Below are 13,967 nucleotides of genomic sequence, written 5' to 3' on the forward strand. Positions count from 1 at the left end.
ATGGACAACGCAATAAAAAAGATGCCCGTCCCTGATCTCTTCCAAGACCAGGGACGGGCAAACAGAAGATGAACGGTCAACTCGCTGCAGGAGCCTCGTATTCGGCGACGAGCTGCGCACGTCCGAGTGTGTGGAACCGCAGATTGAAACCCACTGCGGCGGGAGGGGTGTCGGCGTCGGGACCGAGTTTCTCGGCGTCCACCGCATACACGGTGAAGACATAACGGTGATTTTCGCCCGCCGGTGGCGCGGCTCCGCCGAAGTCCTTCGTCCCGTAGTCGTTACGAGCCTGAACGGCGCCTTCTGGCAGCCCCTCGAACTTCCCCGTACCTGCCCCGGCCGACAGCTCCGTCACCGATGCCGGAATGTCGAAGACAGTCCAGTGCCAGAATCCGCTGCCGGTCGGTGCGTCGGGATCGAAGCACGTCACGGCGAAGCTTTTCGTGCCGGCCGGAAACCCCTCCCACCGCAACTGCGGCGAGGTGTTCCCGGCGTCGTGCACCTGGGCGTCCTGCAACACCGCTCCGTGCGTGACGTCCTCGCTCACCACGGTGAACGACGGCACGGGCGGATGGAAGTCATGGGGAAGTGGCGGCCTCTTCGCCTCGGACACGTCTGAACCTCCGATGGTGCTGTCCTGCCAGTCCTGCCTGACACCTCGACCCTAGGGGGTGTCCGACCCCTTACAGCCAGTTGCGCTGTCCGCCGACCTGGGCGAGCCACTGATTGAGGTACGCGACCCAGTCCGTGCCCTGGAAGTCGTTCAGCCCAACCTTGAAGGCCCGGTAGGAGTCGCTGGTCTCGCTGAAGAGCCCCGGCTTCTTGTCCATCTCCAGGACGACGTCCATCTCGCGGTCGTCCGCGATGAACGTCAGCTCGACCTGGTTGAGCCCGCGGTACTGCTGCGGCGGCAGGAACTCGATCTCCTGGTAGAACGGCAGCTTCTGACGCGTCCCGCGAATGTGACCGCGCTCCATGTCCGCGCTCTTGAAACGGAAACCCAGCTGCACGAAGGCGTCCAGCACAGCCTGCTGGGCCGGCAGCGGATGGACGTTGATCGGGTCCAGATCGCCCGAGTCCATCGCCCGCGCGATCTCCAGCTCGGTCGTCACCCCGATGTTCATGCCGTGCAGCTGCTGACCGGCGATGCTGGTGACCGGGGTCTCCCACGGGATCTCCAGCCCGAACGGCACCACATGAACCGCGCCGGCCTGAACCTCGAAGGCACCGCCGAGCCGCTGCTTGGTGAACTCGATGTCCTGCTTGACCTCCTGGTCACCGCCTTCGACCTCGACGCGGGCCTGCAGGCCGACGGAGAGCCCCTCGATCTGCTGATCGACCGAGCCACCCTGAATGCGTACCTCGCCCTGCACGACACCACCGGGCACGACGTTCGCCTCGGTGAGCTCAGTCTCCACAGAGGCACCACCGGCGCCCATGCTCGCGAGCAACCTCTTGAAGCCCATTCTTCCTCCGCAGATTATTCGTTCTGACCAGTACAAACGCGCGACGACCGCGTCCGGTTCCGCAACGCATCTCAGCAGGTACCGCACCCCAGCGGTACGTGACCTGCTGACCACCTACCCGGACGCACGACGTCCACTACGCTCGGACGGCATGCTCAAGGACCCGATCACCGGCCCCGACCGTACGCCGCTCAGCAGGACCTTCTTCGACCGCCCTGTACTGGAGGTCGCCCCCGACCTGCTGGGCCGCACCCTCGTGCGAGCGACCGATGACGGACCGATCGAACTGCGCATCACCGAGGTCGAGGCGTACGACGGCCCGGGCGACCCCGGATCGCATGCCTACCGTGGAAAGACCAAGCGCAACGCCTCCATGTTCGGGCCGCCCGGTCATGCGTACGTCTACTTCATCTACGGCATGTGGTTCAGCCTCAACCTGGTCTGCGGCCGGCAGGACACCGCGAGCGGTGTCCTGCTGCGGGCGGGTGAGGTGATCCGGGGCCACGACCTGGTGCGCGGACGACGACTCTCGGCCCGAAACGACAAGGAACTGGCCAAAGGCCCTGCCCGCCTCGCGACCGGGCTCGCCATCGACCGCAGCCTGGACGGCACCGACCTCTGCGCTGGTCCGAAGTCCCCGCTGTCCGTACTGCATGGCACGCCGGCCGCCACTGACCTGGTGCTGAATGGTCCGCGCACCGGGGTGGGGGGCGACGGGGCAGCGCACCCCTGGCGCTTCTGGGTCGACGGCGATCCCACTGTGAGCCCCTTCCGGGCCCACACGCCCCGTCGCCGCTCAACTTGACGCGCCCCGGGCAGCTCACTAACGTAGCCCGAGCCGCTTGAAACGGACACTGTTGCTGGAGCGCGTCTCCGGACCACCCACAGCAGCCCCGAAGCGGCCAACCACTGCCTACGACTTCCCTGACGGGGTTCGAATTTCGGCGTGCCCGAATATCGGACTCACTGGCTCGATTATGAGCCGCAAGGGAAATCCGCTAAAGTAGTGACCACGCCGAAAGGGAAACGCGAAAGCGAAGAACTGGAAAGCGCCGAGAAAGTCGGACGCGAAAGCGTCTGATAGAGTCGGAAACACGAAGTGCCGAACGATAGCCGCCCGGAGGAAAGCCCGCGAGGGTGAGTACAAAGGAAGCGTCCGTTCCTTGAGAACTCAACAGCGTGCCAAAAGTCAACGCCAGATATGTTGATACCCCGGCCCACCTCTGGTGGGTTGGTGGTTCCTTTGAAAAGTCCTGGCCGCCCTTGTGGTGGTCAGGCGAACACAGCGAGGACGCTGAGGACAGCGGGCCATATTCCGGCCCGATCTGTTCCGCTCTAAGTGTGTGTGAGCTCGATTACGAGCAAACATTCATGGAGAGTTTGATCCTGGCTCAGGACGAACGCTGGCGGCGTGCTTAACACATGCAAGTCGAACGATGAAGTCCTTCGGGGTGGATTAGTGGCGAACGGGTGAGTAACACGTGGGCAATCTGCCCTTCACTCTGGGACAAGCCCTGGAAACGGGGTCTAATACCGGATAACACTCTTCCCTGCATGGGGAGGGGTTAAAAGCTCCGGCGGTGAAGGATGAGCCCGCGGCCTATCAGCTTGTTGGTGGGGTAATGGCCTACCAAGGCGACGACGGGTAGCCGGCCTGAGAGGGCGACCGGCCACACTGGGACTGAGACACGGCCCAGACTCCTACGGGAGGCAGCAGTGGGGAATATTGCACAATGGGCGAAAGCCTGATGCAGCGACGCCGCGTGAGGGATGACGGCCTTCGGGTTGTAAACCTCTTTCAGCAGGGAAGAAGCGACTGGGTTTTCCCGGACGTGACGGTACCTGCAGAAGAAGCGCCGGCTAACTACGTGCCAGCAGCCGCGGTAATACGTAGGGCGCAAGCGTTGTCCGGAATTATTGGGCGTAAAGAGCTCGTAGGCGGCTTGTCACGTCGGATGTGAAAGCCCGGGGCTTAACCCCGGGTCTGCATTCGATACGGGCAGGCTAGAGTGTGGTAGGGGAGATCGGAATTCCTGGTGTAGCGGTGAAATGCGCAGATATCAGGAGGAACACCGGTGGCGAAGGCGGATCTCTGGGCCATTACTGACGCTGAGGAGCGAAAGCGTGGGGAGCGAACAGGATTAGATACCCTGGTAGTCCACGCCGTAAACGTTGGGAACTAGGTGTTGGCGACATTCCACGTCGTCGGTGCCGCAGCTAACGCATTAAGTTCCCCGCCTGGGGAGTACGGCCGCAAGGCTAAAACTCAAAGGAATTGACGGGGGCCCGCACAAGCAGCGGAGCATGTGGCTTAATTCGACGCAACGCGAAGAACCTTACCAAGGCTTGACATATACCGGAAACACCTAGAGATAGGTGCCCCCTTGTGGTCGGTATACAGGTGGTGCATGGCTGTCGTCAGCTCGTGTCGTGAGATGTTGGGTTAAGTCCCGCAACGAGCGCAACCCTTGTCCTGTGTTGCCAGCATGCCCTTCGGGGTGATGGGGACTCACAGGAGACCGCCGGGGTCAACTCGGAGGAAGGTGGGGACGACGTCAAGTCATCATGCCCCTTATGTCTTGGGCTGCACACGTGCTACAATGGCCGGTACAATGAGCTGCGATGCCGTGAGGCGGAGCGAATCTCAAAAAGCCGGTCTCAGTTCGGATTGGGGTCTGCAACTCGACCCCATGAAGTCGGAGTTGCTAGTAATCGCAGATCAGCATTGCTGCGGTGAATACGTTCCCGGGCCTTGTACACACCGCCCGTCACGTCACGAAAGTCGGTAACACCCGAAGCCGGTGGCCCAACCCCTTGTGGGAGGGAGCTGTCGAAGGTGGGACTGGCGATTGGGACGAAGTCGTAACAAGGTAGCCGTACCGGAAGGTGCGGCTGGATCACCTCCTTTCTAAGGAGCACTTCTTACCAGGCTTCGGTTTGGTCAGAGGCCAGTTCATCGGCGAACGTCCGGTGCTGGTTGCTCATGGGTGGAACGTTGACTATTCGGCACGGTTGGTTGGGACTGTTAGTACTGCTTCGGCGTGGAACACAGTCTGGATTGGCCGGGTCGGGCACGCTGTTGGGTATCTGAGGGTACGGACTTCGGTCCTTATCTTCGCGATGCCGGCCCCAGTGCACTCGTTCTTCGGAGCGGGGTGATGGGTGGCTGGTCGTTGCTTGAGAACTGCACAGTGGACGCGAGCATCTGTGGGCAAGTTTTTAAGGGCGCACGGTGGATGCCTTGGCACCAGGAACCGATGAAGGACGTGGGAGGCCACGATAGTCCCCGGGGAGCCGTCAACCAGGCTTTGATCCGGGGGTTTCCGAATGGGGAAACCCGGCAGTCGTCATGGGCTGTCACCCATACCTGAACACATAGGGTATGTGGAGGGAACGCGGGGAAGTGAAACATCTCAGTACCCGCAGGAAGAGAAAACAACCGTGATTCCGGGAGTAGTGGCGAGCGAAACCGGATGAGGCCAAACCGTATGCGTGTGATACCCGGCAGGGGTTGCGCATACGGGGTTGTGGGATTGCACTTCAACAGTCTGCCGGCTGTTGGGCGAGTCAGAAACCGTTGGTGTAGGCGAAGGACATGCGAAAGGTCCGGCGTAGAGGGTAAGACCCCCGTAGCTGAAACATCAACGGCTTGCTTGTGCAACACCCAAGTAGCACGGGGCCCGAGAAATCCCGTGTGAATCTGGCGGGACCACCCGTTAAGCCTAAATATTCCCTGGTGACCGATAGCGGATAGTACCGTGAGGGAATGGTGAAAAGTACCGCGGGAGCGGAGTGAAATAGTACCTGAAACCGTGTGCCTACAAGCCGTGGGAGCGTCGCGCATTGAGTTTACTCAGTGCGTCGTGACTGCGTGCCTTTTGAAGAATGAGCCTGCGAGTTAGCGGTGTGTAGCGAGGTTAACCCGTGTGGGGAAGCCGTAGCGAAAGCGAGTCCGAATAGGGCGCATGAGTTGCACGCTCTAGACCCGAAGCGGAGTGATCTAGCCATGGGCAGGTTGAAGCGGAGGTAAGACTTCGTGGAGGACCGAACCCACCAGGGTTGAAAACCTGGGGGATGACCTGTGGTTAGGGGTGAAAGGCCAATCAAACTCCGTGATAGCTGGTTCTCCCCGAAATGCATTTAGGTGCAGCGTCGTGTGTTTCTTGCCGGAGGTAGAGCACTGGATAGGCGATGGGCCCTACCGGGTTACTGACCTTAGCCAAACTCCGAATGCCGGTAAGTGAGAGCGCGGCAGTGAGACTGTGGGGGATAAGCTCCATGGTCGAGAGGGAAACAGCCCAGAGCATCGACTAAGGCCCCTAAGCGTACGCTAAGTGGGAAAGGATGTGGAGTCGCAGAGACAACCAGGAGGTTGGCTTAGAAGCAGCCACCCTTGAAAGAGTGCGTAATAGCTCACTGGTCAAGTGATTCCGCGCCGACAATGTAGCGGGGCTCAAGCGTACCGCCGAAGTCGTGTCATTCACACATATATCCCCAACGGGAGTGTGGATGGGTAGGGGAGCGTCGTGTGCCGGGTGAAGCAGCCGCGGAAGCGAGTTGTGGACGGTTCACGAGTGAGAATGCAGGCATGAGTAGCGATACACACGTGAGAAACGTGTGCGCCGATTGACTAAGGGTTCCTGGGTCAAGCTGATCTGCCCAGGGTAAGTCGGGACCTAAGGCGAGGCCGACAGGCGTAGTCGATGGACAACCGGTTGATATTCCGGTACCCGCTTTGAAACGCCCAGTATCGAATCCGTTGATGCTAAGGCCGTGAAGCCGCCCTGGAGCCTTCGGGCAAAGGGGAGTGGTGGAGCCGCCGGCCCAATGCGGTAGTAGGTAAGCGATGGGGTGACGCAGGAAGGTAGTCCAGCCCGGGCGGTGGTTGTCCCGGGGTAAGGGTGTAGGACGCACGGTAGGTAAATCCGTCGTGCATATAGTCTGAGACCTGATGCCGAGCCGATTGTGGTGAAGTGGATGATCCTATGCTGTCGAGAAAAGCCTCTAGCGAGTTTCATGGCGGCCCGTACCCTAAACCGACTCAGGTGGTCAGGTAGAGAATACCGAGGCGTTCGGGTGAACTATGGTTAAGGAACTCGGCAAAATGCCCCCGTAACTTCGGGAGAAGGGGGGCCATCACTGGTGATCGGATTTACTCCGTGAGCTGGGGGTGGCCGCAGAGACCAGCGAGAAGCGACTGTTTACTAAAAACACAGGTCCGTGCGAAGCCGTAAGGCGATGTATACGGACTGACGCCTGCCCGGTGCTGGAACGTTAAGGGGACCGGTTAGTCATGATTCGTCATGGCGAAGCTGAGAACTTAAGCGCCAGTAAACGGCGGTGGTAACTATAACCATCCTAAGGTAGCGAAATTCCTTGTCGGGTAAGTTCCGACCTGCACGAATGGCGTAACGACTTCTCGACTGTCTCAACCATAGGCCCGGTGAAATTGCACTACGAGTAAAGATGCTCGTTTCGCGCAGAAGGACGGAAAGACCCCGGGACCTTTACTACAGTTTGATATTGGTGTTCGGTTCGGCTTGTGTAGGATAGGTGGGAGACTGTGAAGCATGCACGCCAGTGTGTGTGGAGTCAATCTTGAAATACCACTCTGGTCGTGCTGGATGTCTAACCTCGGTCCGTGATCCGGATCAGGGACAGTGTCTGATGGGTAGTTTAACTGGGGCGGTTGCCTCCTAAAGAGTAACGGAGGCGCCCAAAGGTTCCCTCAGCCTGGTTGGCAATCAGGTGTTGAGTGTAAGTGCACAAGGGAGCTTGACTGTGAGACCGACGGGTCGAGCAGGGACGAAAGTCGGGACTAGTGATCCGGCAGTGGCTTGTGGAAGCGCTGTCGCTCAACGGATAAAAGGTACCCCGGGGATAACAGGCTGATCTTCCCCAAGAGTCCATATCGACGGGATGGTTTGGCACCTCGATGTCGGCTCGTCGCATCCTGGGGCTGGAGTCGGTCCCAAGGGTTGGGCTGTTCGCCCATTAAAGCGGTACGCGAGCTGGGTTTAGAACGTCGTGAGACAGTTCGGTCCCTATCCTCTGCGCGCGTAGGAATATTGAGAAGGGCTGTCCCTAGTACGAGAGGACCGGGACGGACGAACCTCTGGTGTGCCAGTTGTCCTGCCAAGGGCATGGCTGGTTGGCTACGTTCGGAAAGGATAACCGCTGAAAGCATCTAAGCGGGAAGCCTGCTTCGAGATGAGTATTCCCACCAACTAGATTGGTTAAGGCTCCCAGTAGACGACTGGGTTGATAGGCCAGATGTGGAAGCCCGGTAACGGGTGGAGCTGACTGGTACTAATAGGCCGAGGGCTTGTCCTCAGTTGCTCGCGTCCACTGTGTTGTTCCCGGGTTGCGAACAGTTATCGCACCGGTTGAACAGATCCACTTACTTAATTGAAGAGTGTGCTTGTTCGCTAAGCCCGATAGGGTTTCGGTGGTCATAGCGTTAGGGAAACGCCCGGTTACATTTCGAACCCGGAAGCTAAGCCTTTCAGCGCCGATGGTACTGCAGGGGGGACCCTGTGGGAGAGTAGGACACCGCCGAACAATCTTTCAGGACCCTTGGTCCAGCGTTCATGCTGGACCAAGGGTCCTTTTTGTTTTTCCGAAGCGCGGCCGATCGCCGGCTGCGCGAGAATGACTGCGTTACCCCAAGACAGGAGCCATGCCGATGTCCACCAACTCCCCCGAGGATCGTCCGGAGCGCGAGCCGCGCCGCCGGGACGGCGAAGACAGGGGCGGATACCGCGGCGGTCGTGACGACCGTGCGCCACGCCGGGACAACGATCGCGGTGGTTTCCGTCGGGACGACCGCCCCACCGGCGGCCCCCGTCGTGATGACGACCGTGGTGGGCGGCCGAGCAGCGGTGGCAGTGGTTACCAGCGTCGTGACGACCGTCCGAGCGGCCCGCGTCGGGACGACCGCCCCACCGGCGGCCCCCGTCGTGATGAAGACCGTGGTGGGCGGCCGAGCAGCGGTGGCAGTGGTTACCAGCGTCGTGACGACCGTCCGAGCGGCCCGCGTCGGGACGACCGCCCCACCGGCGGCCCCCGTCGTGATGAAGACCGTGGTGGGCGGCCGAGCAGCGGTGGCAGTGGTTACCAGCGTCGTGACGACCGTCCGAGCGGCCCGCGTCGGGACGACCGCCCCACCGGCGGCCCCCGTCGTGATGACGACCGTGGTGGGCGGCCGAGCAGCGGTGGCAGTGGTTACCAGCGTCGTGACGACCGTCCGAGCGGCCCGCGTCGGGACGACCGCCCCACCGGCGGCCCCCGTCGTGATGACGACCGTGGTGGGCGGCCGAGCAGCGGTGGCAGTGGTTACCAGCGTCGTGACGACCGTCCGAGCGGTGGTAGCGGCGGAGGCGGTTATCAGCGTCGTGACGACCGTCCGAGCGGCGCTGGCTATCAGCGTCGTGACGATCGGCCGTCCGGTGGTGGCGGCGGTTTCCAGCGTCGAGATGACCGGCCCAGCGGTGGTGGCGGGTTCCGTGGCGGCCGTGACGACCGCGCGCCGCGCCGGGACGACGACCGCGGTGGGTTCCAGCGCAGGGACAGGGACGACCGTCCGAGCGGTGGGGGCGGCGGTTACCAGCGCCGTGATGACCGTCCGAGCACGGGTGGCGGTGGCTATCAGCGTCGGGACGACCGTCCCACCGGTGGTGGCGGCGGTTACCAGCGCCGTGATGACCGTCCGAGCACGGGTGGCGGTGGTTTCCAGCGTCGTGACGACCGTCCCGCTGGCCCGCGTCGGGACGACGAGCGTGGTGGGCGTGACGATCGTGCGCCTCGTCGTGATGACGAGCGTGGTCGTTTCCCCCGTGATGACCGTTCCAGTGGTCCGCGTCGGGACGACGAGCGTGGTGGGCGTGACGATCGTGCGCCTCGTCGTGATGACGAGCGTGGTCGTTTCCCCCGTGATGACCGTTCCAGCGGCCCCCGCCGCGACGACCAGCGCGGTGGTGGGTTCCGCGGTGGGCGTGACGATCGTGCGCCGCGCCGGGACGACCGGGGGGACCGCGACGGCTACCGCGGCCAGCGTGACGACCGGGACCGTGAGCGCGAGCCGGTCAAGCGGCTGCCCATTCCCGAGGACGTCACCGGTCACGAGATCGACAAGGACGTGCGTCAGGAGCTGCAGAGCCTGCCGAAGACGCTCGCCGAGGACGTCGCCAAGAACCTCGTCATGGTTGCGAACCTCATCGACGACGAGCCCGAAGAGGCGTACGCGTACTCGCGTATCGCCCTGAGGCTCGCCTCGCGCGTGGCCGCCGTACGTGAGGCGGCCGGTTTCGCGGCGTACGCGACTCAGCGGTACACCGAGGCGCTCGCCGAGTTCCGCGCGGCCCGCCGCATGACCGGGACCGTGGAGCTGTGGCCCGTCATGGCGGACTGCGAGCGCGGGCTCGGCCGGCCGGAGCGTGCGATGGCGATGGCCGGTGAGCCCGAGGTGCAGCGGCTCGACAAGGCGGGGCAGGTCGAAATGCGACTGGTCGCGGCCGGGGCGCGCCGGGACATGGGCCAGATCGACGCTGCCATCGTGACCCTCCAGGGCCCTGAGCTGGCGTCGAACTCGGTGCAGCCGTGGACCGCGCGACTGCGGTACGCCTACGCCGATGCTCTGCTGACCGCCGGTCGTGAGGCCGAGGCACGCGAGTGGTTCGCCAAGGCGATCGAAGCCGACAAGGACGGTTCGACGGACGCTTCGGACCGGCTCGCGGAGCTCGACGGCGTCGACTTCGTCGACGCGCTCGACGAGGACAGCGAGCAGGGTAGCGGCGAGCACGCCGTGGGCAAGACCGCGGCCGAGCCCGTCGTCAAGGACGACGACGAGCGCCGGGACGAACACCAGGACGAGGGCCTCGACGAGGACAAGGACGTGGACAAGGACTGATGTCCCTGTGACAAAGGGCGGCACCCGGCCGGGTGCCGCCCTTTCGCGTTCTCGCGCCGGTCAGCTCAGGTCGAGGCTGCGCAGGACCAGGCCCGACGCCGGTTTGGGGCCGAAGGACGTCGACTTGCGGGGCATCATGGCGCCCTGCCTGGCCAGGTCCCGTACGACTTCTTCGCGGACCGGATGCATCAGCACCGCCGTGCCGCCGTGCCGTTCCGCCTGGGTGACGGCCGCCTCCGTGCCGTGAATGTACGCGATGTGCTCCGGTGCGTCGGGCACCGACCACACGTGGTCCAGGAGCGTGGAATGCAGGACCGTCGCGTCCAGGGTGCGCCAGGCCTCGGGTGGGCCGGCCGGGACCGTACGGGCCAGCAGGGCCTCGTCGGGGCGGTCGATGAGGTGGTACGCGCCGTCGCCGGCCAGGACGAACGCGTTGCCGGTGGCCGCCGCATCGGCGAGCGCGTCCAGGGCGTTCGCCACCGGGCCCGGGACTTCACGGACGCGGAACGTGCCGGCGACCGCCGCGAGGGCGTCGGCGACGGACAGCCGGTGCAGCAGGCGGTGGATGGCACGCACCTGGAGCGGATAGCGGGCCGAGTCGATGAGCAGGACCAGACCCCAGTCCCAGGGACCGGTGTCCGGTTGTTCCGCCCTCAGACGCAGGTACGTCGCCCAGCGGTGGTGGCCGTCCGCGATCAGGGCCTGACGCCGGGACAGGTCCGCCGTCACCTCGGACAGGTCGGCCGGGTCCGTGATCGACCACAGGCGGTGGCTGAAACCGTCCTCTGTGGTCGTCGACAGAAGGGGGGAGCGGCGGATGGTGCGCTCGATGACGGCGGTCGCGCCGGTGGCCTTCCCGCCGCTGCGGTAAGTCAGCAGGAGGGGTTCGAGGTTGGCGGCGGTGGCGCGCATCAGCGCCGCGCGGTCCGCGACCACGTGCGGCATCACGTCCTCGTGCGGCAGGACGATGCCCTCGGCGGGGGCCGAGAGGGCAAGGGCGCCGATCAGGCCCCGCTGCAGGAGGTCGCCGTTGCGCTGCTCGTACACGTACAGAGCCGGTTCCGGGTCCGGGGCGAGCACGCCCTCGGCGAGCCAGCGGTGCAGGGTGTCGGCGGCCTGCTGGTTGCGGGTGGCCGACGAGGCGGCCTGGGGGAGGATCAGCCGGACGATGTTGTACGGATCGGCCGATTCCAGGTGGTGGAGGCCGTCCGGCCGGACGACCACGTCGTACGGCGGCGACGTCACGGCGGCCAGGCCGCTCACCCGCTCGGGCACGTAGCGCAGTCCACGGAACGGGGCCAGGCGCAGGCCGTGGACCTCCTCTGGCCGACCAGGTGTACTCATTGGTGCATCGTAAGTCGGGTCCCCGTATGGGCGATGATCGGGGGACAGACACCGACGGGGACAGACACCGACGGGGACAGACACCGACCTGGGAGCGAGACACGATGAGCCAGCAGAGCAGGATCCGGCCCGACGGGAACGCGCAGGCGTTGAGCGAGGCGTACGACACCGCTCTGCTGGATCTGGACGGTGTGGTGTACGCGGGCGGTGAGGCCATCGCACATGCGGTGGACGCGCTCGAGGTGGCCCGGGACGCCGGGATGCACCTGGCGTACGTGACCAACAACGCGCTGCGGACGCCCGACGCGGTGGCGGAGCATCTCACGGAGCTCGGGGTGCCGGCGCAGGCCGCGGACGTCATCACCTCCGCCCAGGCGGTGGCCCGGCTGATCGCCGATCAGGTACCGGCCGGGGCGCGGGTGCTGGTGATCGGCGGAGAGGGGCTGCGGGTCGCGCTGCGCGAGCGCGGGCTCGTACCCGTGGAGTCGGCCGACGACGATCCCGTGGCCGTGGTGCAGGGGTACGGCGGACCCGACCTGGCCTGGGACCGCTTCGCCGAAGCGTCGTACGCGATCGCCCGGGGCCTGCCGTGGTACGCGTCCAACACCGACCTGACTATTCCGAGCGCGCGGGGCATCGCACCCGGCAACGGCGCCGCCGTGGAGGTCGTACGGATCGCCACGGGCGCCGAGCCGCAGGTGGCCGGCAAGCCGCTGCCGCCGATGCACCGCGAGACGATTCTGCGGACCGGCGCGAAGCGGCCCCTGGTGGTGGGGGACCGGCTGGACACGGACATCGAGGGCGCGAACAAGGGCGGCGTGGACTCCCTGCTCGTCCTGACCGGAGTGACGGACGCAGCTCAGCTGCTGGCCGCCGCGCCGAAATACCGGCCGACGTATGTCGACGCGGATCTGCGGGGGTTGCTGACCGGACAGCCCGAAGTGACGGAGGCGGACGGGGGGTTCGTCTGCGGCGGGTGGACCGCGTCCGTGCAGGGCGACGCGCTGGTGGCCGACGGTGAGGGTACGGCGCTGGACGGGCTCCGGGCGTTGTGTGCGGCGGCCTGGGCCCAGGCCGGCGACGGGACATGCGAACTGGACGCGGGCAAGGCCCTGGCACGGGTGGGCCTCTGAACGGAAGCCCGCAGGCTGTTTGCCGGAATGCGAGGGTAGGCTAACCTAACCTGGTGTTGGTCGACAGTCCTCCCAGACAGAGCGCGACGCAGGCCCCGGCCCCCGCGCCCCGCAAACGCCATGCCGTACGGGCCGTGGGGTTGTTCGTCTCGCTCGGCGTGCTGCTCCTGATCGCCGTCGCCAGCATCGCGGTGGGAGCCAAACCGCTCCCGCTCGGCGATGTGTGGCACGGCCTCTTCCACTTCACGGGCACCGGCAACGATGTCATCGTGCGGGACGTGCGGATTCCGCGCACCCTGCTCGGTGTCCTCGTCGGCGCGGCGCTCGGGCTCGCCGGGGCGGTCATGCAGGGGCTCACCCGCAACCCGCTCGCCGAGCCGGGACTCCTGGGGGTGAACGCGGGAGCGTCGGCCGCGGTCGTGTCCGCCATCAGCTTCCTCGGCGTCACCTCGCTGACCGGATATGTCTGGTTCTCGTTCGTCGGCGCCGGCGTCGTCTCCGTACTCGTGTACATCCTCGGCGGGAGCCGCGGTGCGACCCCCGTGCGGCTCGCGCTCGCCGGGACCGCCGCGACCGCCGCCCTCTACGGGTACGTCAACGCCGTACAGCTGATGGACTCGGCCGCCCTGGAGCAGCTGCGCTTTTGGACCGTCGGCTCACTGGCATCCGCCGACATGGAGATCATCGGCAGGATCTGGCCGTTCATCGCCGCCGGGGTGGTGCTCGCGCTGCTGATCGCGCGGCCGCTGAACGCCATGGAGATGGGCGACGACACCGCTCAGGCCCTGGGCGCGCATCTGACCCGTACCCGGGTACTCGCGATGGTCGCCGTGACGCTGCTGTGCGGCGCCGCGACCGCCGCGTGCGGGCCGATCATCTTCGTCGGGCTGATGGTGCCGCACCTCGTACGGGCCATCACCGGGCCCGACATGCGCTGGATTCTGCCGTACGCCGCCGTGCTGGCGCCGGTGCTGCTGCTGGGCTCGGACGTCGTCGGCCGGATCGTGGCCCGGCCATCCGAACTGCAGGTCGGGATTGTGACCGCGCTGCTCGGCGGCCCCGTCTTCATCCATCTCGTACGCCGCCGGAAGATGGCCCACCTGTGACTGCCACCTC

The 13,967-nt window shown here is 64.9% G+C and carries 7 protein-coding genes, 3 rRNA genes and 1 pseudogene; 8 read left to right on the top strand and 3 right to left on the bottom strand.

What is annotated here, in order from left to right; translation table 11 throughout:
• Positions 1 to 76: 76 nt before the first annotated feature.
• Together ACU6WZ_RS23935 and ACU6WZ_RS23940 are read right to left on the bottom strand one after the other, a co-directional pair.
• Complete coding sequence (locus ACU6WZ_RS23935; protein ID WP_447030267.1) at positions 77 to 613, bottom strand: YbhB/YbcL family Raf kinase inhibitor-like protein; 537 nt, start codon at positions 611 to 613, stop codon at positions 77 to 79.
• A gap of 70 nt (positions 614 to 683) precedes the next feature.
• Positions 684 to 1,466 carry a sporulation protein gene (locus ACU6WZ_RS23940; protein ID WP_447030269.1) on the bottom strand — a complete coding sequence of 261 codons (783 nt, stop codon included), beginning with the start codon at positions 1,464 to 1,466 and terminating at the stop codon, positions 684 to 686.
• Between the two features lie 151 nt (positions 1,467 to 1,617).
• Here ACU6WZ_RS23940 and ACU6WZ_RS23945 point away from each other — a divergent pair, with 151 nt between their 5' ends.
• From ACU6WZ_RS23945 to ACU6WZ_RS23970, 6 genes and pseudogenes are all read left to right on the top strand, one after another.
• Positions 1,618 to 2,271, top strand: coding sequence for a DNA-3-methyladenine glycosylase (locus ACU6WZ_RS23945; RefSeq protein WP_447030270.1), 654 nt, complete (start codon positions 1,618 to 1,620; stop codon positions 2,269 to 2,271).
• Between the two features lie 563 nt (positions 2,272 to 2,834).
• Positions 2,835 to 4,374, top strand: a 16S ribosomal RNA gene (locus ACU6WZ_RS23950).
• Positions 4,375 to 4,675: 301 nt separating this feature from the next.
• A 23S ribosomal RNA gene (locus tag ACU6WZ_RS23955) occupies positions 4,676 to 7,799 on the top strand.
• 111 nt (positions 7,800 to 7,910) lie between these two features.
• Positions 7,911 to 8,027 (top strand): 5S ribosomal RNA (rrf, locus tag ACU6WZ_RS23960).
• The 16S, 23S and 5S rRNA genes sit together here, the layout of an rRNA operon.
• Positions 8,028 to 8,151: 124 nt before the next feature.
• A pseudogene (locus ACU6WZ_RS23965) lies at positions 8,152 to 9,231 on the top strand (hypothetical protein); the annotation flags it as partial.
• A 327-nt stretch (positions 9,232 to 9,558) separates the two neighbouring features.
• The gene (locus ACU6WZ_RS23970; RefSeq protein ID WP_447034215.1) at positions 9,559 to 10,374 is read left to right on the top strand and encodes a tetratricopeptide repeat protein; all 816 of its coding nucleotides are present in this window, start codon (positions 9,559 to 9,561) and stop codon (positions 10,372 to 10,374) included.
• A gap of 60 nt (positions 10,375 to 10,434) precedes the next feature.
• Here the strand turns inward: ACU6WZ_RS23970 and ACU6WZ_RS23975 are convergent, their stop codons facing one another.
• The gene (locus tag ACU6WZ_RS23975) at positions 10,435 to 11,718 is read right to left on the bottom strand and encodes a DUF1015 domain-containing protein (protein WP_447030271.1); all 1,284 of its coding nucleotides are present in this window, start codon (positions 11,716 to 11,718) and stop codon (positions 10,435 to 10,437) included.
• Positions 11,719 to 11,822: 104 nt separating this feature from the next.
• Here ACU6WZ_RS23975 and ACU6WZ_RS23980 point away from each other — a divergent pair, with 104 nt between their 5' ends.
• Together ACU6WZ_RS23980 and ACU6WZ_RS23985 are read left to right on the top strand one after the other, a co-directional pair.
• On the top strand, positions 11,823 to 12,851 hold the full coding sequence (locus ACU6WZ_RS23980) for an HAD-IIA family hydrolase (RefSeq protein WP_447030272.1): 1,029 nt from the start codon (positions 11,823 to 11,825) through the stop codon (positions 12,849 to 12,851).
• Between the two features lie 56 nt (positions 12,852 to 12,907).
• The gene (locus ACU6WZ_RS23985; protein WP_447034217.1) at positions 12,908 to 13,957 is read left to right on the top strand and encodes a FecCD family ABC transporter permease; all 1,050 of its coding nucleotides are present in this window, start codon (positions 12,908 to 12,910) and stop codon (positions 13,955 to 13,957) included.
• The last annotated feature ends 10 nt before the right edge of the window (positions 13,958 to 13,967 follow it).

It is taken from the genome of Streptomyces hypolithicus (genome assembly GCF_052934925.1).

Excerpts from the sequence above, each read along its gene's own strand:
- ACU6WZ_RS23940 (WP_447030269.1), bottom strand. The coding sequence starts at position 1,466 with ATGGGCTTCAAGAGGTTGCTCGCGAGCATGGGCGCCGGTGGTGCCTCT.
- ACU6WZ_RS23945 (WP_447030270.1), top strand. The coding sequence starts at position 1,618 with ATGCTCAAGGACCCGATCACCGGCCCCGACCGTACGCCGCTCAGCAGG.
- ACU6WZ_RS23975 (WP_447030271.1), bottom strand. The coding sequence starts at position 11,718 with ATGAGTACACCTGGTCGGCCAGAGGAGGTCCACGGCCTGCGCCTGGCC.
- ACU6WZ_RS23980 (WP_447030272.1), top strand. The coding sequence starts at position 11,823 with ATGAGCCAGCAGAGCAGGATCCGGCCCGACGGGAACGCGCAGGCGTTG.